The 24,510-nt window shown below is 37.3% G+C and carries 26 protein-coding genes and 1 pseudogene; 11 read left to right on the top strand and 16 right to left on the bottom strand.

The genetic code is table 11. The features are described from left to right. Nucleotides 1–6: 6 nt before the first annotated feature. From ACWNMY_RS15095 to ACWNMY_RS15065, 7 genes are all read right to left on the bottom strand, one after another. Nucleotides 7–1,638: an ABC transporter substrate-binding protein gene (locus tag ACWNMY_RS15095; RefSeq protein WP_449539139.1), complete on the bottom strand. Its 1,632-nt coding sequence runs from the start codon at nucleotides 1,636–1,638 to the stop codon at nucleotides 7–9. A gap of 367 nt (nucleotides 1,639–2,005) precedes the next feature. After that, entirely contained in the window at nucleotides 2,006–2,971 is a 966-nt protein-coding gene (locus tag ACWNMY_RS15090; RefSeq protein WP_449539088.1) for an ABC transporter ATP-binding protein, read from the bottom strand. Next, on the bottom strand, nucleotides 2,943–3,959 hold the full coding sequence (locus ACWNMY_RS15085) for an ABC transporter ATP-binding protein (RefSeq protein ID WP_449539087.1): 1,017 nt from the start codon (nucleotides 3,957–3,959) through the stop codon (nucleotides 2,943–2,945). The genes ACWNMY_RS15090 and ACWNMY_RS15085 overlap by 29 nt, the downstream gene beginning before the upstream one ends. 165 nt (nucleotides 3,960–4,124) lie before the next feature. After that, nucleotides 4,125–5,876, bottom strand: a complete 1,752-nt coding sequence (locus tag ACWNMY_RS15080; protein WP_449539086.1) for an ABC transporter ATP-binding protein — start codon at nucleotides 5,874–5,876, stop codon at nucleotides 4,125–4,127. A gap of 141 nt (nucleotides 5,877–6,017) precedes the next feature. Beyond that, nucleotides 6,018–6,548 (bottom strand): nucleoside tri-diphosphate phosphatase, encoded by a 531-nt coding sequence (gene ntdP / locus ACWNMY_RS15075; protein WP_449539085.1) that lies wholly within the window; start codon nucleotides 6,546–6,548, stop codon nucleotides 6,018–6,020. A 219-nt stretch (nucleotides 6,549–6,767) separates the two neighbouring features. After that, nucleotides 6,768–7,022 (bottom strand): YgaB family protein, encoded by a 255-nt coding sequence (locus tag ACWNMY_RS15070; protein WP_449539084.1) that lies wholly within the window; start codon nucleotides 7,020–7,022, stop codon nucleotides 6,768–6,770. Between the two features lie 561 nt (nucleotides 7,023–7,583). Beyond that, nucleotides 7,584–7,847, bottom strand: a complete 264-nt coding sequence (locus tag ACWNMY_RS15065) for a gamma-type small acid-soluble spore protein (protein ID WP_449539083.1) — start codon at nucleotides 7,845–7,847, stop codon at nucleotides 7,584–7,586. Nucleotides 7,848–8,143: 296 nt separating this feature from the next. Here ACWNMY_RS15065 and ACWNMY_RS15060 point away from each other — a divergent pair, with 296 nt between their 5' ends. Next, nucleotides 8,144–8,368, top strand: coding sequence for a hypothetical protein (locus tag ACWNMY_RS15060; RefSeq protein WP_449539082.1), 225 nt, complete (start codon nucleotides 8,144–8,146; stop codon nucleotides 8,366–8,368). A gap of 64 nt (nucleotides 8,369–8,432) precedes the next feature. On the opposite strand, the gene mutY is transcribed toward ACWNMY_RS15060, so the two are convergent. Beyond that, the gene (mutY, locus tag ACWNMY_RS15055) at nucleotides 8,433–9,515 is read right to left on the bottom strand and encodes an A/G-specific adenine glycosylase (RefSeq protein ID WP_449539081.1); all 1,083 of its coding nucleotides are present in this window, start codon (nucleotides 9,513–9,515) and stop codon (nucleotides 8,433–8,435) included. A gap of 149 nt (nucleotides 9,516–9,664) precedes the next feature. On the opposite strand from mutY, the gene ACWNMY_RS15050 reads away from it, so the two are divergent. From ACWNMY_RS15050 to ACWNMY_RS15040, 3 genes are all read left to right on the top strand, one after another. Beyond that, nucleotides 9,665–10,645: a metal-dependent hydrolase gene (locus tag ACWNMY_RS15050; RefSeq protein ID WP_449539080.1), complete on the top strand. Its 981-nt coding sequence runs from the start codon at nucleotides 9,665–9,667 to the stop codon at nucleotides 10,643–10,645. 165 nt (nucleotides 10,646–10,810) lie between these two features. Then, on the top strand, nucleotides 10,811–10,969 hold the full coding sequence (locus ACWNMY_RS15045) for a small, acid-soluble spore protein K (RefSeq protein ID WP_449539079.1): 159 nt from the start codon (nucleotides 10,811–10,813) through the stop codon (nucleotides 10,967–10,969). A gap of 83 nt (nucleotides 10,970–11,052) precedes the next feature. Then, on the top strand, nucleotides 11,053–11,205 hold the full coding sequence (locus tag ACWNMY_RS15040; RefSeq protein ID WP_449539078.1) for a YpzG family protein: 153 nt from the start codon (nucleotides 11,053–11,055) through the stop codon (nucleotides 11,203–11,205). A 191-nt stretch (nucleotides 11,206–11,396) separates the two neighbouring features. Here ACWNMY_RS15040 and ACWNMY_RS15035 read toward each other — a convergent pair whose 3' ends face one another. Both ACWNMY_RS15035 and recX read right to left on the bottom strand, forming a co-directional pair. Then, on the bottom strand, nucleotides 11,397–11,711 hold the full coding sequence (locus tag ACWNMY_RS15035; RefSeq protein WP_449539077.1) for a YfhH family protein: 315 nt from the start codon (nucleotides 11,709–11,711) through the stop codon (nucleotides 11,397–11,399). 1 nt (nucleotide 11,712) lies between these two features. After that, nucleotides 11,713–12,528: a recombination regulator RecX gene (gene recX, locus ACWNMY_RS15030; RefSeq protein WP_449539076.1), complete on the bottom strand. Its 816-nt coding sequence runs from the start codon at nucleotides 12,526–12,528 to the stop codon at nucleotides 11,713–11,715. 100 nt (nucleotides 12,529–12,628) lie between these two features. Here recX and ACWNMY_RS15025 point away from each other — a divergent pair, with 100 nt between their 5' ends. Together ACWNMY_RS15025 and ACWNMY_RS15020 are read left to right on the top strand one after the other, a co-directional pair. After that, the gene (locus ACWNMY_RS15025) at nucleotides 12,629–13,531 is read left to right on the top strand and encodes a TIGR01777 family oxidoreductase (RefSeq protein WP_449539075.1); all 903 of its coding nucleotides are present in this window, start codon (nucleotides 12,629–12,631) and stop codon (nucleotides 13,529–13,531) included. Between the two features lie 474 nt (nucleotides 13,532–14,005). Further along, nucleotides 14,006–14,563: a GNAT family N-acetyltransferase gene (locus ACWNMY_RS15020; RefSeq protein WP_449539074.1), complete on the top strand. Its 558-nt coding sequence runs from the start codon at nucleotides 14,006–14,008 to the stop codon at nucleotides 14,561–14,563. Between the two features lie 148 nt (nucleotides 14,564–14,711). On the opposite strand, the gene ACWNMY_RS15015 is transcribed toward ACWNMY_RS15020, so the two are convergent. Further along, nucleotides 14,712–15,725, bottom strand: a complete 1,014-nt coding sequence (locus tag ACWNMY_RS15015; protein WP_449539073.1) for an MFS transporter — start codon at nucleotides 15,723–15,725, stop codon at nucleotides 14,712–14,714. 178 nt (nucleotides 15,726–15,903) lie between these two features. Here ACWNMY_RS15015 and ACWNMY_RS15010 point away from each other — a divergent pair, with 178 nt between their 5' ends. From ACWNMY_RS15010 to ACWNMY_RS14995, 4 genes and pseudogenes are all read left to right on the top strand, one after another. Continuing rightward, nucleotides 15,904–16,035 carry a YfhE family protein gene (locus ACWNMY_RS15010; protein ID WP_449539072.1) on the top strand — a complete coding sequence of 44 codons (132 nt, stop codon included), beginning with the start codon at nucleotides 15,904–15,906 and terminating at the stop codon, nucleotides 16,033–16,035. A 90-nt stretch (nucleotides 16,036–16,125) separates the two neighbouring features. Further along, nucleotides 16,126–16,305, top strand: a complete 180-nt coding sequence (locus ACWNMY_RS15005; protein ID WP_449539071.1) for a YfhD family protein — start codon at nucleotides 16,126–16,128, stop codon at nucleotides 16,303–16,305. Between the two features lie 165 nt (nucleotides 16,306–16,470). Next, nucleotides 16,471–16,983, top strand: a pseudogene (locus tag ACWNMY_RS15000) (peptidoglycan recognition protein family protein); the annotation flags it as partial. Between the two features lie 18 nt (nucleotides 16,984–17,001). After that, nucleotides 17,002–17,520 carry a peptidoglycan-binding domain-containing protein gene (locus tag ACWNMY_RS14995; protein ID WP_449539138.1) on the top strand — a complete coding sequence of 173 codons (519 nt, stop codon included), beginning with the start codon at nucleotides 17,002–17,004 and terminating at the stop codon, nucleotides 17,518–17,520. Nucleotides 17,521–17,709: 189 nt separating this feature from the next. Here the strand turns inward: ACWNMY_RS14995 and larC are convergent, their stop codons facing one another. The 5 genes from larC to ACWNMY_RS14970 all read right to left on the bottom strand — a co-directional run bounded on the left by larC (nucleotide 17,710) and on the right by ACWNMY_RS14970 (nucleotide 23,071). Next, nucleotides 17,710–18,186, bottom strand: coding sequence for a nickel insertion protein (larC, locus tag ACWNMY_RS14990; protein ID WP_449539070.1), 477 nt, complete (start codon nucleotides 18,184–18,186; stop codon nucleotides 17,710–17,712). A 274-nt stretch (nucleotides 18,187–18,460) separates the two neighbouring features. Further along, complete coding sequence (gene uxaC, locus ACWNMY_RS14985) at nucleotides 18,461–19,849, bottom strand: glucuronate isomerase (protein WP_449539137.1); 1,389 nt, start codon at nucleotides 19,847–19,849, stop codon at nucleotides 18,461–18,463. Between the two features lie 135 nt (nucleotides 19,850–19,984). Continuing rightward, complete coding sequence (locus tag ACWNMY_RS14980) at nucleotides 19,985–21,265, bottom strand: TRAP transporter large permease (protein ID WP_449539069.1); 1,281 nt, start codon at nucleotides 21,263–21,265, stop codon at nucleotides 19,985–19,987. Nucleotides 21,266–21,272: 7 nt separating this feature from the next. Continuing rightward, nucleotides 21,273–21,770 carry a TRAP transporter small permease gene (locus ACWNMY_RS14975; protein WP_449539068.1) on the bottom strand — a complete coding sequence of 166 codons (498 nt, stop codon included), beginning with the start codon at nucleotides 21,768–21,770 and terminating at the stop codon, nucleotides 21,273–21,275. 275 nt (nucleotides 21,771–22,045) lie between these two features. After that, nucleotides 22,046–23,071 carry a TRAP transporter substrate-binding protein gene (locus ACWNMY_RS14970; protein ID WP_449539067.1) on the bottom strand — a complete coding sequence of 342 codons (1,026 nt, stop codon included), beginning with the start codon at nucleotides 23,069–23,071 and terminating at the stop codon, nucleotides 22,046–22,048. A gap of 434 nt (nucleotides 23,072–23,505) precedes the next feature. Here ACWNMY_RS14970 and ACWNMY_RS14965 point away from each other — a divergent pair, with 434 nt between their 5' ends. Continuing rightward, entirely contained in the window at nucleotides 23,506–24,495 is a 990-nt protein-coding gene (locus ACWNMY_RS14965; protein ID WP_449539066.1) for a LacI family DNA-binding transcriptional regulator, read from the top strand. The last annotated feature ends 15 nt before the right edge of the window (nucleotides 24,496–24,510 follow it).

Below are 24,510 nucleotides of genomic sequence, written 5' to 3'. Positions count from 1 at the left end.
ACTTTTTTACTCGAACTCAACCTTTGTTAAAATATCTGAACCGGTTGGATGTGGTAATAAATTTAATAGGTTTTTCTTACCTGCTAGTAAAGGCGTGGAATGAACTAATGGTACCCACGGCGAATCTTCATGAATAATTTCTTGTGCCTTTTTGTACAATTCATTTCGTTGATCTTGGTCTGTAATGGTTTGTGCTTCAATTAAAATATCATGAAGCTCATCATTACTGTAGTATGAGTAGTTATTACTTCCGATACTATCTTTATCTAATAAAGTATAGATAAAGTTGTCTGGGTCCCCATTGTCCCCTGTCCAACCAAGCATATATGCGTCGAAATCTCCGTTAGCTGCTTGCTCTAAATAAGTACCCCAGTCAACGGATTTAATTTCCGCTTTTACACCGATTTCAGCAAAGCTTGATTGAATGATTTCAGCCACCTTCATTCCGTCTGGCATATATGGTCTTGGAACAGGCATTGCCCATAGCTCCATTTCAAAACCATCTGGATAGCCTGCTTCATCTAATAATTGCTTTGCTTTTTCTAAATCATACGGATAAGGTTCGATTTCATCATTGTATCCTTCTAACGCTGGTGGAAGTGGATTTTTTGCAGGCTCCGCAAGTCCACTGTAGAACGCCTCAATTATCCCTTCTTTATCTATGGCATGATTTAAGGCTTGACGTACTAGTTTGTTATCAAATGGTGGTCTAGTCACTGTAAATCCTAAGTATCCAACATTCATGGAAGGACGTTCGAATGTCTTCAAATCCGGATTTCCATTAATCTGGTCTAAATCCGACGGATTCACCCCATCCATTAAATCAATTTCACCAGCTAGCAATGCATTTAGACGAGCTGAGTTCTCTGGGATTGATCTAAAAATAATACTATCTAACTTAGGATAGCCTTCCATCCAATAATCAGGGTTCTTTTCTAGTGTAATTCTGTCATTTTCCTTCCATTCTACAAATTTGAATGGACCAGTACCTACTGGGTTCTTCATAAAATCATCACCATATTTCTCAAGTGCAGCCGGACTTGCAATACCAAATGGTGACATTGCTATGTTCTTTAAGAAAGGTGCTTGAGGACGATATAATGTGAATGTAACAGTATATTCGTCTTCAGCTTTTACTTCCTTAATAACATGTCCTTCGTCCCCTTTAAATCCACCAAACATTGTGTAGTAAGGGAATTGATCAGCATCCCCATTCATCCAACGCTCGAAATTCGTAACAACTGCCTCCGCATTAAAATCAGTTCCATCATGGAATTTTACTCCCTCACGTAGCTTAAACGTATATGAAAGACCATCCTCTGAGGGGGTCCATTCGGTTGCCAAGCCTGGGTGTAATGTTGTATCTTGTTCGCCATAGTTAATTAATGTTTCGAAAATATTAACTGTTACCTTAAAGGTTTCCCCTTCAGTCGTTGAAATCGGATCTAAAGAAACAGAGTCACCACCACGACCGAATACTAGTTCTTTTTGAACCTCAGCTGCTGGTGTTTCTTCTTTCGTTGTATCTCCCTCATTGGTATTTTCACTTTCCTTTTCACTTCCTCCACTACAACCAACCAAAGCTGTTGATAGTAAGAGAAGGAATAAAAGTGAGAGAATAAAGCGTTTCTTGTTCAACAAAGATAGTCCCCCTTTATGCCTTTTTATTATCATGAATGTTGCAGTCCCCCCTAATAGTATTTGTTCAAAAAGGAGGATGAAAAGGACCTCGTCGACAACAACGCCACGTCCTTATGTCTTGTCGACACTGGCACTTCCTGTCATGTCGAAAGTTCGAGGCGGCGCAGCTCCTGCGTAGCGGAACGTAAGCTTTTAATACGTGAGCACAGACTACTCTTCCTTGAATAAGCTTCACACGCCGGAAAAGCAAGCCAACGAGCTTCCGCAGGATGTGGTGACTTCGACGTTCGACACAGGACGTGTCGGTATTTAGTCAAAGATCCTCTACTGATGTGTCATTTTCACCGGACTTTTTGAATATCCCCTAATAGAGATGACAAGCAACATAATGGCCTTCTTCCACTTCCTGAAACTCAGGACGTGTTGTCTTGCAGATTTCCATACAACTCCTGCAACGTGTATGAAATGCACAGCCAGCAGGTGGGTTAGATGGACTAGGTATCTCTCCACTAATTTCAATTGACTCCTTTTTGTAATCAGGGTCCGGAATGGGAACAGCATCCAACAGGGTTTGCGTATATGGATGAAGTGGCTTCTTATAAAGTTTCTCGCTATCAGTCAATTCTATGATTCTTCCTAAATACATGACCCCTACCCTATCACTTATATGCCGAACCACCCCTAAATCATGTGCAATAAATATATAGGTGAGACCATATTTCTTTTGTAAATCTTCCATTAGATTCAATACTTGAGATTGAATTGAAACGTCAAGTGCGGAAACAGGTTCGTCCGCAATAATTAACGATGGGTTTGTCATTAAGGCTTTAGCAATGCCAATCCTCTGTCTTTGTCCACCACTAAATTGATGTGGATACCTTTTGGCATGATAACTACTTAAGCCAACAACCTCTAGCATTTCTCTAACTCTACGTTTTCTATCCTCCCTATCTCCAATCCCATGAACGATTAGAGGCTCTTCTAATATTTTTTCAACCGTTTGCCTAGGATTAAGCGATGCATATGGATCTTGGAAAATAATTTGCATTTCGCGTCGTAGCTTTCTCATTTCTGAATTTGAAAGAGAAGTAATCTCTTTATTGTTGAATAAAACCTTACCATCCGTTGGTTCTAATAGGCGCAAGATTAGTCTTCCAGTTGTCGACTTTCCACACCCGCTTTCTCCAACAATTCCAAGTGTTTCTCCCTTTTTAACCAAAAAGGAAAGTCCATCAACCGCCTTTACCTCTCCAATTTTCTTCCCGAGTACTCCACCCTTTATCGGAAAATACTTTTTCAAATTACTTACTTGAAGTAAAGGCTCTGTCATGATTACTTTCCCCCTCCCCAATATGTAGAAAACACCGAACCCGATGTCCCTTTTTATCTATATCGTATAGTTCTGGATTTTCTGAGAAACATCTATCAAAAGCAAATTCACATCTCTCTGCAAATCGACATCCCTGTTTTATCGATCCAGGCTTCGGAACGTTACCTGGAATTGAATAGAGCCGTTCATTTTTAGTCCGGATATCAGGAACTGATTTTAATAATCCTTTCGTGTATGGATGCCTTGGATCTTTAAATATGGATGAAACTTCACCTTCCTCCACAATTTTTCCGGCATACATTACAATGACACGTTCACAAATCTGAGCAACAACCCCTAAATCATGCGTTATTAACATAATTGCCGTTTTCATTTCATCGTTTAAATCCTTCATCAGTTTTAAAATTTGTGCTTGGATGGTAACATCTAAAGCTGTTGTTGGCTCATCTGCGATTAATAGCTTCGGGTTACAAGCCATTGCCATGGCAATCATTACTCTCTGTCGCATACCACCTGAAAGTTGATGCGGATATTCATTCATTAAATCCTCTGCACGAGGTAGACCGACCCGTTTCATCATTTCTATTGCTCTTGAACAGGACTTCTTCTTGTCCCATTTCATATGTATTTTTATCCCCTCTGTCATCTGGTCCCCAATCGTAAACAAAGGATTCAGCGATGTCATGGGCTCTTGAAAGATCATTGCAATGTCATTTCCTCTTATTTGCCGCATCTTTTTCTCAGAGAAATTCACAAGATCCTGCCCATTAAAAAGAATTTCACCACCAACAATTTTTCCAGGAGGTGAGGGAACTAGTCCCATAATTGAAAGTGAAGTAACACTCTTTCCACATCCTGATTCTCCAACCACTCCAAGTATCTCACCCTCGTTAATATAGAAATCAACATGGTCAACAGCTGGTATTTCACCTTTATCCGTAAAAAATGAAGTACGGAGACCAGCTACTTTTATAATTTTTTTCCCCATCCATCACACCTGCCTTTACAATACTTTTTATTAACTAGTTGTCTTAATTATTACAAGTTTGTAAAAAAAGGTTCGGTTGACAAAATATACAATAGACATTTTTAGACACTATTTCCGTGGAAATAACAAAAAAAGACACGAAAATTCGTGTCTTCTGATTTAGAATTAATTATCCAATTGTTGAACCTGAAATAGATTAAAATAATGTCCTTGTTTATTCATTAGTTCGTGATGTGTCCCTACTTCTACAATTTCCCCATGTTCAATCAATACAATTTTATCTGCGTGCGTAATCGTCGATAAGCGGTGGGCTACAATAAAAGTAGTCCGCTTTTTAGCTAACTCTTCTAATGATTCCTGAATCAGATGCTCACTCTCAAGATCCAATGCCGAAGTGGCTTCATCCCAAATTAGTAACGGAGGATTTTTCAAAAATACTCTAGCGATAGCTATTCGTTGCTTTTGACCACCCGATAATTTAACGCCTCTTTCCCCCACCTTAGTCTCGTAACCCTGTGGAAGGTTTTCGATAAATTCATGGGCATTTGCTGCTTTGGCTGCCTCTATGATTTCCTCCTCAGTAGCATCAGGCTTTCCAAGTAGTATATTTTGCTTAACAGATTCACTAAATAAAAATGTATCTTGTAATACCATCCCAATCTTATCACGCAAGCTTCGTACTTTATAAGATCGAATATCAGTTCCATCTACTAAAATTCTGCCACCAGATACGTCATAGAAACGCGGGATTAAGCTTACAAGTGTTGATTTTCCTCCACCACTCATCCCAACTAAGGCGACTGTTTCACCGCTCTTAATATGTAAGTTGATATCTTTAAGGACAATATGATCATCATCGTCATCATATGTAAACGAAACATTCTCGAAGCTTACATTCCCGGAGACATTCTTACACTCGACCGCGTTTGGTTGATCCTCAATATCATATTTTTCATCAATAAATTCAAACACCCTATCCATTGAGGCTAGTGCCTGCGTTAATGTAGTTGACGAGTTTACCAACCGTCGTAACGGATTATATAGTCTATCAATATAAGCAACAAATGCGACTAATGTCCCTACTGTTAAATCTCCCTGAATGACTTGATAACCTGCATACCCAATCACAAGTAATGGAGCAAGATCTGTAATCGTATTTACAACTGCAAAGGTTTTCGCATTCCAGCTCGTATGATCGAGGGCCTTCTGTAGGAAATTGCTATTTTGCTTATCAAATCGCTTTTGCTCATGGTCTTCAATAGCAAAGCTGCGGATAACTGGTATTCCCTGAACACGTTCATGTAGATAACCTTGAACCTCTGCTAATGCTTGTGAGCGAGATCTCGTGAGGTGACGAAGCCTCCCGTAGAAATACTTAATTGAAAATCCATAGAGTGGGAATAGAATAATGGATACAATTGTCAACGGTACATCTAGTGTGAACATAATTGCAATCGCAATCACAATTGTAAAAAGGTCCAGCCATAGATTCATAAGTCCCGTTATTACAAATGTTTTCGTTTGTTCCACATCATGGATAACTCTTGAAATAACCTCACCAGCTCTTGTATTTGCATAGTACCTCAGACTAAGCTTTTGAATATGATCAAAGAGCTGATCCCGAATGTCGTATAGTATTTTACTTCCAACCCATTGTGCATAATATTGTCGGTAATATTCGACAGGTGGGCGTAACACAAGAAATATTAAAAACATGATCCCCATTGCTATATAAAGCTTTGAAAGCTTCTCATCTTGTGCAAGATTTTCTGCACCAATGACATCATCCAATACAAATTTTAGTAGTAATGGAGTTAGCATCGGAATGGAAAATTTAATAATACCAATAAAGATGGTAACAATTATTTGAAACCGGTAGGGTTTCACAAATTTCATATAACGCCTAGTACTCCCCAAACCCCTGACCTTCCTTCATAGTTGTAATGGCTTTGGTAGCAATCCAAGTAGCCTGCTTTTAGTTCCTACTATATAAGTTTGTCAGTAACCTAAAAAAATATGAAAACCTGTTGCTACAATCAACAGGTTACACTAAATATATTAATTCCGATATGTCAAATAACGCTCATACCAAATATCTATAAAATCTGGGGCAAACGGACCTTTCCGTCCACGAATCCATTGTATAAGCTTGTCCACATTGTTTTTAAGAATCTTATCGATTACATCAGGATAGTTCATTTCGCGACGATGACGCTCATATTCATCCTCGTCCAATAGAATATATGTCATATCAGGAAAAACTTTAATATCCAAATCATAATCAATATATTTTAAAGCTTCGTCATCCGAAATAAAAGGTGAACTAATATTACAGTAATAGTACACTCCGTCCTCACGTATCATACCGATAATATTAAACCAGTGCCTTGCATGAAAATAACATATAGCAGGTTCACGTGTTATCCACGTACGGCCATCTGATTCAGTCACTGTAGTGCGGTCATTTCCACCGATGACAAGGCTTTGTGTTCCTTTTAACACTCTTGTTTCTTCCCAAACACGGTGAATATGGCCATTATGCTTATAGCTATGTATTTGTATTCTATCTCCTTCCATGGGAATACCCATTCTCTCTCCCTACTTTCACTTTTGGGCAGCTTTGTCTTATACACCTTTTTGACTCTATTTGTAAGTAATTCCAAAGTTTAAATTATGTACGATTTTGGTAGTTCCGAACTCCAGTTAGAATGTACAAAAACAAAGTAAAACCTTTTCTTCTTATTATAACGGTTCAACTTGGATTTTAAAACAAAAGAGCCACCGGAATTTTCGATGACCCTTTTAGGATTAAACTGTTTGGTAGACTTTTCCTTGATAGGACTTAATGACTTCTTCAGTTTGCTGATGGAATAATTCATGAATTTGAAGTAATTCTTTTTGCATTCGCTTGATTTCATCTTGGATCGACTGAAGCTCAGTTTCTTTCTGAAGTTCCAAAATTTGAGCCTCTATTTCTTGACATCTTTCAATTTCCGATTGAATAAAAAGAAGTTTATCCATGGTTTTTAACTGTTCACCAACAAGTTCATTAAAATTATTCATTAAGCTGCCCTCCTAATTGTCGATCAAATGCGCATTGGTTTATTTGCGCTTGATTTTCAGTCCCAAATGAGATGAATCTTGAAAATGTTGCCACAGGATGTGGCGTCTTTAGACTTCGGTCCTATGAAACCAATCGGGCATTTACTGGCAGTTGCCCGGTAAATGGCCAACTGCTAGTTAATGCGGGAAATTTTTTCTAAAAATCGTTGCATCCGCTGATGATTAAAGTTGAAACATCATTAACTGTTATATCCTATTATTTCTGTAAATAGACTCAATTTCCTTTGTCTTTGTATGTAGAGAATTAGGAGGTTTTGTCAAATCAATAGCAGAAGCGCCTTGAAAGAGGAACACCGACTAACATCCGCCATGTCCTTTGGCAAACGCCAATGTCAGCCCATCCTCGAAAATGCCATGTACTTTCTTCGTGTGATGATTATGCTTTCGATGCTTTCCTTGTGCAAGTATTAACCTCGAGGGGCTAGGTACTGAAGCTAGACGGAAAGAAAAAACACCTCCTAACGGAAGTAGGAAGTGTTTTTTGTACTAAGTATTATAAAATTAGCCTTGTCCTTTGTTAGACTGAGACTGTTGGTTTTGACGTCTAACCTCTTGAGCATTTGTTTCGCTTGCAAATTCTGCACCGAATTGACCTTGACCAGAGCCTTGTTGAGACTGTTGGTTTTGACGTCTAACTTCTTGTGCATTTGTTTCGCTTGCAAACTCAGTACCGAATTGACCACCAGCACCTTGAGATTGAGCGTTTTGTTGTCTTACTTGTTGTACGTTAGTTCCAGCTGAAGTTTTGTTTGGTTGTTTAGCCATTGTAATCACCTCCACGACACTTAATTTGTCCCACAAGTGATTTTAATATCCAAAGATTTTATTAAAAAATGAAGTATATTTTAGCCGAGTAAAGAACATCTACTATTACAGTATCTTTGAACTAGAATTGCCATCCCTAGTTCAGTAATAACCATTTAAAAAAATATTTAGCAGAGCTTTTCTCATAACTAAAGAATTTGATGAGGAAGTTGTGAATAAAATGAATAATGTGGATAATTTTTCTTATATTGGATAATCTTTAATAGAAATGAAATTTCAAAGGAGGGTTATTGAATATGTATGTTGGTCGAGATATGACTCATTTATCAATGCTCCCAAAAAGCGAATGGAAGGAAAGTGAGCTTGCTTTTTTCCACCATTCCTTCCAACAAATCGTTCCATATTTGAATGCGGAAGGTCAGTCCCTTCACCGAGAAATTATCCAAGAAATTGAATCACGAGGTGGTTTTCATCGAACCGAAGCCGATTATACACATGGCACGAGGCTTTCGTACGATTAACCTCCTTTTATTTTGCAAAGGTACTTTTATCAGTGGGGGTCTTCTTACTCCCCCCTGATTATTCCTATCTCTGTTCAAGGAAACTCTTTAATATTTTTTGGTGTGACACAGGGAAGGTGTATTCCTTTAATTCTTCCAAAGTTACGAGCTTTAATGTATCTGTCTCGTTCACCTTTCCAATAATTCTCCCCTCAAATACAGTTATATTCCAAATCAAATGGGAAAAAACATGTTGAATGGTTGTGAATGCTTGTCCAATTTTCCCCTTAATCTCAAATTCTGTTTCGAGAAACTCCAAAAGTTGTTCCTTTTGGCTTTGGAGCGCTGTTACCGTTTCGTGATTTGGGAACTCCCATAAATTTGCTAATAGACCTTTTTCCGGTCTCTTATGAATAAGAAATCTACCTGCCTCGTCTTGTAAGACAACTGCTGCCATCGTACTAGCAGTTGGTGCCTTTTTCTTACTTTTAACAGGGAGTTCCTTTTGAACGCCTTCCGCAAATGCTTTACAATGTTCCTGCACAGGACATAACAGACATGCAGGGTTACTCGGAATACATATTAAAGCACCTAACTCCATCAGAGCCTGATTAAAGGCTGATGGATTTTCCTTTGAAATCAGTTCTCTTACTATATCTTCAAATAATTTTCTCGTTTTCGGCTTTGCAATATCCTCCCAAATCGACAGGATTCTTGAGAGAACTCTCATTACATTTCCGTCTACTGCGGGTTCGGGTATACCATAAGCAATACTAAGGATAGCACCCGTAGTATAAGGACCTACGCCCTTCAAGCTTGATATTTTCTCCACGGTGTTAGGAACTTGACCATCATATCTCTCAGCCACTTCTTTTACCGCGGACTGAAGGTTTCTTACTCTGGAATAATAGCCTAGTCCTTCCCATGCCTTAAGTACTTTTTCCTCATCTGCTTCTGCAAGATCTTCTATGGTAGGGAATGTGGAAATGAAATTATTAAAATAAGGAATGACTGTTTCAACCCTCGTTTGCTGTAGCATTATTTCAGATACCCATACTTTATATGGGTCCTGATCCTTTCTCCATGGTAAATCTCTTTGTTCTTTTTCAAACCATTCGATTAAATCATTTTGAAAATGATCAATCGAAAAACCTTCTAACATCTTCATTTATCATTACCAATTCCTCTCTCAAGGTGTTAAAATTAAAGAAATTTATTTAAAACAGTAAATACTACATGCATTTTTCCAAAGCGCTTTTGAAATCAATATTGTTGGTTACATTATATATAGATACGATTGGAAAAGGAGGTCAACTTGTGGATACAGGAACACATGTCGTCATGGGTCTTGCATTAGGAGGGATTGCCACCCTCGACCCAGTTGTTACAATAGATCCTGTAACAACCCAGGCAGTTATTTTTGGTACCTTAATTGGTTCACAGGCACCAGACCTAGATACGATTCTTAAATTACGAAACAATGCACACTATATAAAAAACCATCGTGGAATCACGCATTCAGTCCCAGCTGTATTGTTATGGCCGATATTGATAACAGGAGTTCTATTATTGTTTTTCCCAGAAGCCAATTTACTTCATCTGTGGATGTGGACCTTCATCGGCGTAATACTCCATGTGTTTGTCGACATCTTTAACGCCTACGGCACGCAAGCCTTACGTCCCTTCTCACATAAATGGGTAGCACTGGGTGTTATCAATACGTTTGATCCCTTTATCTTCCTTATGCATTTACTAGGAATTGTTGTATGGAAAGTAGGAGTCCATCCCGGCGTAACATTCTTTTCAGTGTATGCAATCCTCTTACTTTATTATATCATCCGATTTCGGATGCGAAATAAGGTTGAGGCTACAATTCGCGCAAAAATAAATAATATAACAGAAATCATTATTTCACCAACATACCGTTTCAATCAATGGCATGTTGCAGTTGTAACGGAAGACTTCTTTTATGTGGCCCGTGCAAAGAAAGATGAAATTATTATACACGATCAATTTGTAAAACGTCCGATCCCAGATACTCCCGTTATCAATGCTGCTAAGAAGGATAAGAATCTTGCCGCTTTCCTTTCCTTTTCTCCCGTCTACCGTTGGGAGGTAGATGAATACGATGACTATTATGAAGTGCGTTTTATTGACCTTCGATACCGTAGCAAAGGCCATTATCCATTTGTTGCAGTAGTACAACTAGACATTGATTTAAATATTATTACATCCTATACCGGGTGGATCTTCAGTGAAGAAAAGCTCCGTAAAAAACTAGAGTTAATTCCTGGTTAACATTTTGCACCCATAACACTTGTTATGGGTTTTCTTCCTTTTTCCATAAATTCACGTTCTTGATTTTACATGTTAACAAAGAAAGAACTCCATACTAGTAATACGTGTTTAAAGGAAATAAGCCTTTTAGCACGGTATCCAATTTTGCTTGTAGGAGGGATTCGCATGCGGAACAAAAAAAGAGGATTCCCGAATCAAAGTGGTAATAAATTTCAGGGTAAACCTAGAGCAAAAGCTGAATACGCCTCAACTAGAGCAGATGGATCAATTAACACACATCCACAGGAACGAATGAAAGCTTCAAGTGAACGACACGATTTTTAAAGGAAGTTCTTATGATCAAAGACTAAGAACGCCATACAAGGTCTTTGTTGGCCAAAATCGAGTACTACTTGGAGGTGCGTGTTGTGGGTAAAAAAGGATATAGTAATAACCATTATTCAAGTCCCTTCCAAAAAGCATGGGCGAATCCGAAACATGCTTGGGCACAGGTAAATGGTGAAACAAGACGTACGCAAAACCTCATTATTTTAGAACATCAAACACGAAAACAGTCCTAAAAACAAAAGCTCAAGCACCTTGTACAGCCCTGACAAGCTTAAGACGAGACGGCGAGAAGGTTGCTCTTTAACCTTCTTGACTGACGGATTGGCTTATGACCTCGAGGGGCTAGGCGCTTGAGCTGGGCGCAGAAAAACTAATTTTTAATTTATACACAAGAAAGCCAGAGAGCTTGTCTCTCTGGTTTTTATTATCTAACCAGTAATGAAATTGGTAATGCTTCTTCCTGGTTTTCTTGACCAATGCGGTATCCCCAAGCAAACACACCATTCATGTAGTTGATTTTAAAATAGCTTCCAGGGTCGCCTTCAATTTCATAAGCCTCACCTGGTTTAAAATCCTTAGGATCTAGAAGATAAGCTTTTGCCATAGCTGCTTTTCTTTCTAATACAGCTAGTTCGTTAACCATTCCAAGCTGTTCAGCTTTACGGGCTTTTTCTTTTAATGCTGCAATTTCTTGATTTAATTCATAATCTGTCATCTGGCTATATCTTTTTTCTTGCATGCTACTTCTCCCCATCCTGTAATTGTTCAATAAAAGCCTCAATCATCTCTATTGAAAAGCCTTTTCGATAAAGGACCTGTTTCATTTTTTGGTTATACTCGGCACCTTCAAGCTTCTCGTATTTTCGATGAGCTTTTAAACCATGGTGCTCTAAAGCTAGCCACTCCTCATCGTGATCCTTTTCTATTGATGCCTCTTCCATTGCGATTTGGATGATATCCCATGTGAAACCTTTGCGTTGGAGTGTTTGTTCAAGCTTTTGCTTTGTGTGTCGCTCTGATACTTTTTTATTTTTAGGTATTGTTTTTGTAATGAGTTTACTAGCTGTTTGTATTTGTTCTTCCTTTGAGAACAATTCAAGTGCTTTTGACAGTATTTCAGGATCAATTCCTTTTTCTAGGAGTTCCTGTTTGATAACTTCAGGCCCTTTAGTTGTAGTATTGACCTGAGTTTGAACATAAGCTTTTGCAAATTCTTCATCATTCAAATATCTATAGTCAGAAAGCTTATGGATTACATCAGGAATAATAGGATCATCAATTTCCTTTTTCTTCAGATAATCAACGACTTCTTTCGTTGAACGCATTCTGTATGATAAATAATTAAGTGCCAAATTAAAAGCCTTTTTTATTTCATCTTCGAATTGGATCTCCGAAATATCTAAGTCGTCAAGCTCCATTCCTTTTTTCAATTGGAATGAAATCAGGACATCTTGATCGACACTAAAAGCATATTCCTCACCTTTTCCATAATCTAAAAAAATATTAAATCGTTCAGCGTTTTTCTTTTGAGTTGTGATTTTTGTTAGTATAGCCATTTTCATTACACCTCCCTTTAATAGTAGCATAAGAAAATTAAAGGATATATGAAAAACTTATTGAAATATATAGGAAATATGATGGAGAGGAAGATATAAAATGAGGATTGCAATTGCCGGCGGGACTGGATTTGTTGGGAAGTCACTTACGAATTACCTTCTCGAGAAGGAGCATCAAGTTCTCGTTTTAACAAGAGATGCATCCAAAACAAGTGATCATCCAAATCTGACCTATGTGGAATGGCTTACAACTTCTAGTAATCCTGAAGAACAGCTCCAAGGAATTGATGCATTTCTGAACCTTGCTGGTGAATCTTTGAATAGTGGGAGATGGACAAAAAGCCGGAAGCAAAGGATTATTGAAAGCCGTGTTAAAGCAACAAAAGAGGTCGTTCGGATTATTTCTTCTCTTCCAAAGAAACCCGAAGTTTTACTAAATGCAAGTGCAATTGGTATTTATGGAACATCGGAAACGGAATCCTATACTGAAGATTCTAGCCTTGGCTCTGATTTTTTAGCAACGACTGTCTCCCTATGGGAACAAGAAGCTAAAGAAGCATCTCGACTTGGAGTGCGAACCTGTTTCCTGCGATTGGGTGTTGTATTAGGTGATAAAGGTGGTGCACTGAATCGGATCGTACTCCCCTATCGTTTCTTCATCGGCGGAACGATTGGGTCAGGTAAACAGTGGCTTTCCTGGATCCACATTAAAGATGTCGTGAAGGGAGTAGAATTTCTTTTACAAAATAAAACAGTATCTGGTCCAATTAATTTTACAGCTTCAAATCCTGTACAAATGAAAGCCTTCGGACAAACAGTAGGCAAAGTTCTTCGCCGCCCCCATTGGTTACCTGTACCAGGATTTGCTTTAAGACTTTTACTTGGTGAAATGAGTATCTTAGTAATAGAGGGACAGCGAGTGCTTCCAAAGAAGCTTGAGGATCATGGCTTTACTTTTTCATACGATACTCTAGAGGAAGCGTTAGAGGATATATTTGATTGATTTTCATGTGCTTCACCTTATTTGATTTTGAAAAGTGACGGTATTCAAGTTCTTTTCAAAAAAATATTGTAATCAAATAGGGTGCAAAAACCTCTGTATTCATCATGAAAAACTTACCTTCATTTCAAAAATTCGACGTGAAATATCATGTTATGACAAGATTCATTTCTAAACGTCGAAATTGCCATAAATTTGATAAAAAAAATTCACAAAAAACCTATTTATTTTTACAATAAATTCGAGTATGATACCTTAAGTGAAGTGAAAATATTCTCTTGTTAATCTAAAAACAACATATAGAAAAACTAAAATTTGGCCAATTACAGATTGGTTATTTTTAGGGAAGGCAAATGGTGCGCCACCAGTTTTCTGGTTCTAGTGGGTTCGATTCCCACCCCGAAATTTTTTTACATTACAAAAAATTTCGAGGGTGGATCGATTACTACCGGTCTGTCCTCTTTGGAGGGGAAACTGATGCTTAAAAAGCGTGAACTTCAAGATAGTCAAGCTCTTTACGACTTAATGGTGCACCCGGATGTCTTCCCATTTGTGCGTCAAAAGGCAAATTCGTATGAAGAGTTTATGTTTTTAACCAAGCAAACGATTGAGTCAGAAGAGCGTGGTGAATTGATTTCACGTACCATCTTAGATGAATGGGGCTCTCCAATCGGCACAATTAATTTATTCGATATCCAAGACAACGCAGGTTTTCTTGGTACTTGGCTCGGCAAACCATATCATGGAAAAGGTTACAACCAAGCGGCCAAGGATGCGTTCTTTACGGAACTCTTTTATGAGTTAGGGATTGAAACAATCTTTATGAGAGTAAAAAAGGTAAATGTTCGCTCGGCAAAGGCAGTTCAAAAGCTACCATTCGTAACATTCGCAAATGAAACAAGAAAAGCATTACTTGACCAGCTAAATGCGAATGGAGACGTCTATAATTTATTTGAAGTTTCGAAAGATTTATATACACTCCACACAATGCGTGTTGGACATGTAACAGAAGAAGAACAATTAAAAGAAGCATAATTATAAGAACGATTATAAATCTATTAAGCAAAAGCAAGTTGTTTTTTCAACTTGCTTTTTTATATCTCAATAAACAAAAAAAAATAGTAGCACAAACCATGACCTAGTCTGTGCTACTAGCGAACTTATAAGAAGGTAAGCCTTTTCATTAGATCGCTACATTATTATTTTTCCCCTTTGTTTTAACCTCATTAATTTTCGCTTGAACATCTTCCATAGTCTTTCTATCTAGTTTATAGAAGTGCATGGTGATAATGGAAATTAATAAGCATAATGCCGGCACGCCAAACGCTAAAACTAATGTTGCTACAAATAGAGGTGTTGTTAACGCATCATTTACAGTTGGGAATGCATCTTTGAAGCCAATTGATGCTACCACTAAACCAACAATTACTGGTGCAAGCGAAGATACTAATTGATCAACAAATGAGAAAATAGTACCAAACATACCTGCAACATAGCGACCAGATTTAGCAGTTTCATAGTCTGACACATCAGCAATCATCGGAACTACTAGAGTTGTAGGAGCTCCCCCAAATGACTGAGAAACAATTCGTAACACCATGAACATGATTGCTACAAATCCAATTGATTCCATAGAAATTGCAGTAGTTGGATCATCTAACAACATAAAAAACGGGAAGAATGCTAGTAGTGCAAACATACCTGCATATGCAGAAATTAAATACGCTTTTCTCAAACCAGCTTTTCTTGCTAACCATGTGACAAAGAAGGTAACCAATAACCCTGGAATTAAGATTACAGCACTAATCGTACCACTTAACGCATAATCTCCAAGTAATATTCCAAATAGCATTACTGTTACTACTGATTCTCTCATTAATGATGTTGCCAGCTTATCCGTTGAAGCAGAAAGTGTAAGTAACTGTAATTGACGATTTCCTTTAATTACTTGCCAGTATTCACGAATAGATGATGTTTCAACTGTATCCTCACCTAAACCGTAATACTCTTTTTTATCCTTTTTAGAAATTCCTATAATTGCTAACACTGTTAGAACTCCCGAAAGAATAATAATGGTTGCAACGAGTTCAATGAATAACGGAAGTGTAAAGTCACTGTATTTTGCAATTAAATAGCTTGATACATAAATTTGCCCACCAGTGAAGAGCAACGCATTGTATGCCCCATCAAAAATCATATAAAGTGGTCTTTTTTTTGGATCATTTAAATGTTTTAAAAATCAATAACTTTATTTAAAAAATTTTCAAATTATTTTGTTGGATTTTTTCAGTTAGGCTTAATCTAACTTTTTTTGTTTGGATTTTTTTGGAATGGACAAAATAATAATACATTACTTAGAAAGTGAGGAAACTAAAATGGCAAAAGAAAAAAAGCGCGATAACAAATCGAAAAGTACGCTAAGTAGTATGCAAGAGGTTTCATATTCTAGGGATTTTAAAATGGCTGATCAAGCTGGTGGGTATACAAGGAAGCAAGCACGTCACTAATTTTACATAGAAGAGAAAAATCAAGGTCATCCTATAAGTGAGTAGGTTGTAACTACAACCTCTCCATTCTTTCAGGGGTGGTGTATACTAATGGGCAAAGCAAAAGGCCAGAAAACTCGTGATAAAAACAACGCAAGCTTACCTAAGAACATGAAATCTGATGGTCGCGATGTTGAATTTTCACGTGAACTCGCTGACCAGGATGATTTAGAGGCTCTAGCACGCTCCAATGCAGCTGATGCAAGAGCAAAGAAGCGGAAAAAGAAATAAGTAACATGTAATCCAAACCGAAGGGAAATATCCTTCGGTTTTTACTTTTTATTAAGGTCTCCTCCCCACCTCCAATTGACGTAAGCATATTTTTAACACGTAACAAAGATGTAACGCATAAAATGAATTGATTGCTTATACTCATAATTCATGGAGGTGAATGACATGGAGTATCCAATTACAAGAGATTATATTCGTTTTGGAAATTCTCGTTCAGGTCAAAAGATAGCAAAGGTACGTTTTATTGTGAGTCATGATACAGGCAATCCTGGTTCAACAGCATATGGTAACCGGAACTATTTTGACCGCTCTCAACCAAATGCTTCGGCACATACATTTATTGATGATAAATATATACTGGAAATAATCCCGCTAAATGAAAAAGCGTGGCATGTTCGCTATAATATCTCAACCGACAACCAGAGGTTTGGTGATGATGCGAATGATGCCGCAATTGGCGTGGAGCTATGTCATGGGGGAAAAATTAATTTTCAAGAGGCATATAACCGATATGTCTGGTATCACGCCTATTTATGTGATCAATACAATTTAGATCCTAAGAGACATATTGTTGCCCATAGTACCTTGGATCCCGCAAGAAGATCGGACCCACAAAATGCATTGCGCCCTAGAGGAATTTCTTGGGAAGAGTTTATAAATGATGTTCAGGAATCTTTTAACCGTGATTTCAAAGGGGTGCCTACTCCCAATCCTAAACCGGTTGTAGCTGGTGTTTCAACGAGGCTCCCGCTACGTAGAGGTGACAAAGGTCCATTTGTAAAGGAAGTGCAACAAGATCTAATAGAGGCTGGCTTTGCATTACCGCGCTATGGCGCAGATGGAAGTTTTGGTCCTCAAACGGAAAATGCTGTGATGCGTTTCCAAAAACGATACGGATTGACTGTGGATGGGTTAGTCGGTCAAAGCACCTTAAACAAACTACAGGAAGTGCTTAGACAAACCAATTCTGCCGATGATGAGTTTCCACTTCCTGATGGAGTTTGGGGTAGAGGAGACAAAGGTGAAGAGGTTCGTATGATACAGCGTGCGCTAAAGCATATTCATTTTGATCCAAAATTTGTAGACGGTAGCTATGGTCCTTTAACAGAGGATGCCGTACGTAGGTTTCAATCCATGTATGCTGCACTTGCAGATGATGGAATATATGGCCCGAGTACAAAAAAATATATACAGATGGAACTGAATGATATGTAACCCACTGGCTTCAGTGGGTTTTTTTAGTTTACCGGCTAGTGACAGTATTTCTGAGATAGTGACAGTATTTCTGAGATAGTGACAGTATTTCTGAGATAGTGACAGTATTTCCAAGATAGTGACAGTATTTCCAAAATAGTGACAGTATTTGGTCTGCTAGCGAAATAAATCGTAGAGAATTACTTTTTATCAATCCTTTTTATTGTATTCCTTCCAAACCTCTTCGTATACTTTCTTCAATGGGATGCCATGCGCTTCGGCAATAATCCTACAATCTTCGTATTCAGGAGATTTTTGGACAGTTTCTCCTTCAAAAAGCCCTTCCTTAACCGTAACCTTCCCCCACGAAGTCATTACCTCTGTGAAAGTTCGTTCTAGTCGATGGACAACTAAGGGATAATACCGTAACCCAAGTGTTGTCGTCTCTGCAAAAAGGATTCTCTTTATTTTATCGAGCTTACTTTGTGAGCAAAGTAGCTGTAAAAGAACAGCCGGACGGTTTTTTTTCATATAAATAGGAGTGTAATATACATCATTCGCCCCTGCATCAAATAATAAGTCCATAACATAACCTAACCATTCACCGGACATGTTATCAAGATTCACTTCGAGTTTTATCATTTGATCATCAATGTGTTCATGATTGGGTGGATGTTGTTTATCCATCTAGATCTTTCCTTTCGTTTCAACTTTCATTATCGCTAGTATACCAATCTTTGTTCTTTTCTGCATAGAAAGCTTGGTAGTCCCAATCCGATTCTGCTTTTCCTGTCTACCCTCTTTTCATATGATTTTAACGATTTCGTAATTGCAATTTCACTATTCCATGAAGTGTTATAGGATTCTCAACATCGATGTATCGGTAATTTCTCCTAACAATTCACACAAAAAAGGCCATCCATTTGCCGAATTCGACTTATGGATAGCCCACTTCTATTTATTAAAATTCAAAGTATTCCTTCGCATTTTGATAGCAGATTCCTTTTACGACATCTCCTAGTAAATCCATGTCATAAGGCACTTCTCCATCTTCTACCCATTCACCAATTAAATTACATACGAGGCGTCTGAAGTACTCATGTCTTGTATAAGATAGGAAGCTTCTAGAATCAGTTAGCATTCCAATGAAACGGCTAAATAACCCAAGGTTAGCTAATGCTTTCATTTGATCTAGCATTCCTTCTTTTTGATCATTAAACCACCAAGCAGTTCCAAATTGGATCTTTCCTGGTTTACCTCCACCTTGGAAGTTTCCAATTGTTGTTCCAAGGATATAATTGTCATTAGGGTTTAATGAGTAAAGAATTGTCTTTGGAAGTGCATCTTCACTTTCTAGTGCATCAAGAAACTGATTTAATGGTCTTGCTAATTCTCCATCATTGATGCTGTCGTAACCAGTATCAGGTCCGAGTTTACCAAACATTCTAGAGTTGTTATTACGCAATGCATGAATATGTAATTGCATCGCCCAATCGCGTTTCGCATATTCTTTTCCTAAGAAAACTAATGTATAGGATTTATACTTTTTCTCTTCTTCAAGAGATACCTTTTCACCTTTAATCCCTTTTTCAAATGCTGCTGCAGCTTCTTCTTTTGTTGCTACTTCAAACATCATTGTATTTAGTGCATGGTCAGATACTCGTCCACCAAGAGAATGGAAGAATTCAATTCTAGCCTCGATTGCTTTTAAGAAATCATCATAGTTTGAGATTTCAACATCAGCCACTTCACTTAGTTTATTCACCCACTGAACATATCCATCTTGATTAATTTCTAAACCTTTGTCAGGACGGAAACTTGGTAATACCTTAACGTCAAAGCTTGCATCTTCAGCAATAAGCTTGTGGTATTCAAGGGAATCAGTTGGATCATCTGTCGTACAAACTACTTCTACATTAGATTTTACGATTAAATCTCTAGCCCCAAATCCTTCACCAGTAAGCTGGCTATTTACTTTTTCCCAGATTGCTGGTGCTGATTTTTCATTTAAGATGTCGTGAACATCAAAAAAGCGTTGAAGTTCTAAATGAGTCCAGTTGAATAATGGATTTCCAATTGTCAGTGGCACAGTTTTTGCCCAAGCAACAAATTTATCATAATCAGATGCATCACCTGTAATCAACTCTTCATCAATACCATTTGCTCTCAATGCTCTCCATTTATAGTGATCACCATATAGCCATGCTTCTGTGATATTTTTAAATGTCTTATTTTCATAGATTTCTTTTGGACTTAGATGGCAGTGATAATCAATAATAGGCATATCTTTTGCAAAATTATTGTACAGAGCCACTGCTGTGTCATTAGATAATAAAAATGTTTCATCCATAAACTTTTTCACTTTTATTCCCCCTGCTTTTTTTATTTTATAGTAACCCAATAAATTGGTAGTTACAACCATAATTGGAAGTTGTTACTTGACTATTAATGGTAAAGGGGTATCTAAGATAGACACCCCATTTCTCTATTCTATTAGTAGATCTGGTAGGAAGAGAGAAAACTGCGGTACGAATGTAACTAGTAGTAATGTTACAATCATCGCTGCGTAGAAAGGAAGCATCCCTTTTACTGTTTTCTCTATCGGTATTTGGCCGATTGCACAACCTACAAATAGACAGGTTCCTACTGGAGGTGTAATTAAGCCAATCGCAAGGTTTAGGATAAGCACTACACCAAACTGCACTGGATCCATACCAGCTGCTGTTGCAACAGGTAATAGAATTGGAGTTGCAATTAAGATAAGTGGAGCCATGTCCATAAACATACCCAGAACTAATAAAATTAAGTTGATAATCAATAATGTAACGATGTCATTTGGTGAAAACGCAAGAAGCCCTTCAGTAACCATTGCTGGTACTCTTAATAATGCTAATAACCATCCAAATGCTGATGAAGCAGCAATAAGGAAAAGTACCATTGATAACGTTTTAGAAGTTCTTACTAAAATAATACGCATTCTTGATAGTGGAATATCTCGATATACAAAGAATGTGATAATGAATGCATATACAACACCTATTGCAGCTGATTCAGTAGCTGTAAAGATACCACTTATGATACCACCGATAATAATTACTGCTGTCAGAAGACCTAATAAACCTTCTCGAACGATTTTTGGAATTTCTTCACGTTTAACTGGTTCACCTTTAGGATAATTACGTTTAACCGCGATTAAATAAGTTACAACCATTAGAATTAATCCTAGTAAAATACCAGGTACAATTCCACCCATAAATAACGCACCAACTGAAACCCCACCTGCTGCAGTTGAATAAATAATCATGTTATGACTTGGTGGAATCATAACCCCTTGTGCGGCACTGGATACAGTTACGTTTACTGCATAGTCAGCATCATATTTTGCTTTTTTCATCATCGGAATTAATACTGATCCAATTGACGATACGTCTGCAACTGCAGAACCAGAAATCCCGCCGAAGAATGTACTTGCCAAAACGTTAACCATTGCAAGTCCACCACGGACTTTTCCGATCATAACGTTCGCTAAGTTAATTAAGCGTCTTGATATTCCGCCTTCATTCATAATTTCTCCTGCTAAAATAAAGAATGGAATCGCTAGGAGCGAGAATGAATTAAGTCCACCTACCATACGTTGTACAAGTGCTGCTAAATCAATATCCATATAAATTCCTGTTAGAAATGATGACACTACTAAGCTTAGTGCAACAGGAACGCGTATAAGTAAGAGAAGAACAAAGCTTCCTAATAATATTAATACTTCCATTTTAATCTCACTCCTCTATCTGATCGTCCCATTCTTGGTGCATACCCTTTTTAAATAATAATTCAATACCATAGAAAAGCATTAAGATACCTGAAACGGGTATTGCAGCATATAAAACACTTTGTGGCCACCCAGTTCCTGCCATTGTGGAGGTTGACATAAGTGATGTAAATCTAAATCCATAGATAATAAAAATAATTGCAACAATAATAACTAGTATTTTTGCGATAATGTCACATAATGTTTGTAACTTTTCTGGAAATATCGCAACTAATGCTCCTACGCCAATATGAAGCTTATCTCTGAAACCAACAGCAATTCCGATGAAGCTTACCCACACTAGTAATAGCATAGCTACCTCCGTTGACCATCTTGGAGTATAGGTGAAAAAATATCTTGTAAAAACTGTTCCAGCTACAATAAGGGACATTACCGCAATGAAAAAAGCAGTCAGATTGTCAATTCCATTATTAAACATACTTTTGATTTTTTTAAACTGTTCCATTTTACTAGCCTCCTTAGAAGAACACTCGATGATTGTCGGGACTCAGAAGAAAAGCAAAGCAAAAGTTGCATTATTCTTTCTGAATCCGTTAAAAAAATAACGAAGCTTTTCATTACCTTTTTAACTTGTAAACTGTTTTTATGAAAAGAATCATAGAATACAAATCATTCTTTCTTTCAAAAATTATGAGGCAGCCCTCCGACAAGACATTATACATAAATCCTGAAGGAGGGATGACTGCCATTTGTACTTCAACTTGTCCTAGTAATTTGTTTTTATTCTACTGCTTCGATTTTTTCAATCCATTCGCTAAATGCTTTACCATGCTTATCGTAAACTGGTTGAACAGCTTCACGCCATGGTGCTGTATCAGTAATTTCAACTACTTCATTTCCTGCAGCTTCAACTTTTTCTTTTGCTTCGTTCTCTAGATCAGCCCAAGAATCTTTTTGAGCTTGTTGTGATTCCATTGCAGCTTCCTTGATTGCTGTTTGGTGTTCTTCGCTTAAATCATTCCATACCTTTGAAGAAATCATTAGAATTTCTGGAACACGTGAGTGAGCATCTAATGTTAAATATTTAGCTACTTCAAAGTGGTTTACTGAATAGTAGCTTGGATAGTTGTTTTCAGCACCGTCGATAACTCCAGTTTGAAGTCCAGAATACACTTCTTCATATGCCATTGGAGTTGCTGATGCACCTAGTGATTCAACCATGTCTACTACTAGTGCAGATTGCTGAACACGAATCTTTAAACCTTTTAGATCGTCAGGCGTTTCTACTGGATGTTTAGAGTTATAGAAGTTACGGCTACCAGAATCATAGAATACAAGACCTCTCATATTCGCTTCTTCCATACCAGCTAGTAAATCTTCCCCAACTTCACCATTAAGTGTATTCCACATATGATCTGCATCTCTAAATAGGTAAGGCATTGAAAGAACACCTAGGTCTTTAGAGAATTCAGCAAGTGGACTTGCATTAACACGTGCTAGGTCGATTGTTCCTAATTGAACCTGCTCAATTACGCTCTTTTCGTCACCCAGCTGACCGCCAGCATATACTTCAACCTTAACTTGGCCATCTGTTTTTTCTTCTACTAATTTCGCAAATTCTTTATCTCCTACAACAGTTGGATAGTCTTCAGGTTGATTGTCTGCTAGTTTTAACACGATAGGATCTTTTGCATCTCCATCGCCTCCGCCATTACCATTAGCTTCATTATCGCCTCCGCCACAAGCTGCTAATAAGCCAGCTAACATAAAGGACATAGATAGAACTGCTAAGCCTTTCTTCTTCATAAAACGTTCCCCCTATATTTCTAATTTTTATTGTTTTAAAAGTCTATAAAATCAATCATTTTTAATGAAACGCTTTCATTTTTTATGAAAAAAATCAGAAAACGAAGGTAATCGCTTTCATCTCTTTTTAAAAAATTTATATGATTATAGACTTCAAAACTAAAATAACAACGTTGTTATTTCTTCTACATCATAAAATAAACTTTACTAGTTTTCAAGTATTATTTGTAAAACCTTGATAAATCAACTATGAAAACGTTGACATTAAGGGATAAACCTGTGAAAATACTAAATATATATTTTATTTTTATGTTTTAGATATTTTTTTAGCTCTAAATAATAATAACGTTGTTATTTTTTTCTAATAATTCTTTCTAATCTAGCAACATGGTATAATTATCCAAAACCCATTATAAATAATAAAGGTGACTTCCATGAATATAACGATTAAGGATATCGCTCAGGTAGCAGGTGTAAGTTATTCAACAGTCTCTAAAGCATTAAACAATAGTCCATTGGTGAGACCTGAAACAAAGGAAAAAATCTGTAAAATTGCTAAGGAACTTGGTTATGAACCAAATTTTGCAGCACAGCAACTTGTTTCCAAGCAATCAAAAGTAATTGGGCTAATATGGCCAACATTAGAACGCGTTGCACCCTCTACTTTAGTTTCTAAGGTCAATGAAGAAATCCGAGTACACGGCTATTCTATGATATTATCAATCAACCCTATTGAGGAGTCTCTCGAAATGTTTAAGCGCTTTCAGGTAGACGGGGTAATTGTCTTTGATGAGCATAACCATAGTATTTTGGATACTGTCTCGATTCCGCTAGTAACGTATGGGGTTGGAAGAAATAAAAAACATACAATCATCGATGTGAATCATCAACTGTCCATGGAAATGGCTGTTGAATATTTATATCAACTTGGTCATAGAAGTATTGCGTATTTAGGTGATTTTTCTCCAATTGATGACAGACAAATTGAAAAATATTATGGAATAAAAAATGCTTTGAATCGTTACAACCTACCTATAACTAGCGAAAGTTTAGTTAACACAGCTGGGTTAGATTGGTATGATGGTTACATAGCAACGAAAAAGTTGCTGAATTCTACTAAAAGACCTAGTGCAATTATCGGATCAAGTTACGATATTAGTGCAGGAATTATTCGTGCATTACGAGAAGCAGGATTCAACATTCCAAAAGATATTTCTGTAATCAGTTATGACAACATTCCACAAATGGGAAATCTTGAAATTCCATTAACAAGTATTGGTGTCCCGATAGATGAAATTGGAACTTCCATGGTTAGAACTCTTCTTACCATAATACAATCCAAAGAAACGACACCGATATCTAAACAATTAACTCCTCAAATTCATGAACGAGTCTCTTGTGCTCGAGCAAGGATTTACACGTAACATTGGCTAGTATAA

Source organism: Ferdinandcohnia sp. Marseille-Q9671, assembly GCF_976954385.1.
Note: the sequence above shows the minus strand (reverse complement) of the source record. Positions and strands in the feature narration are given on the sequence as shown.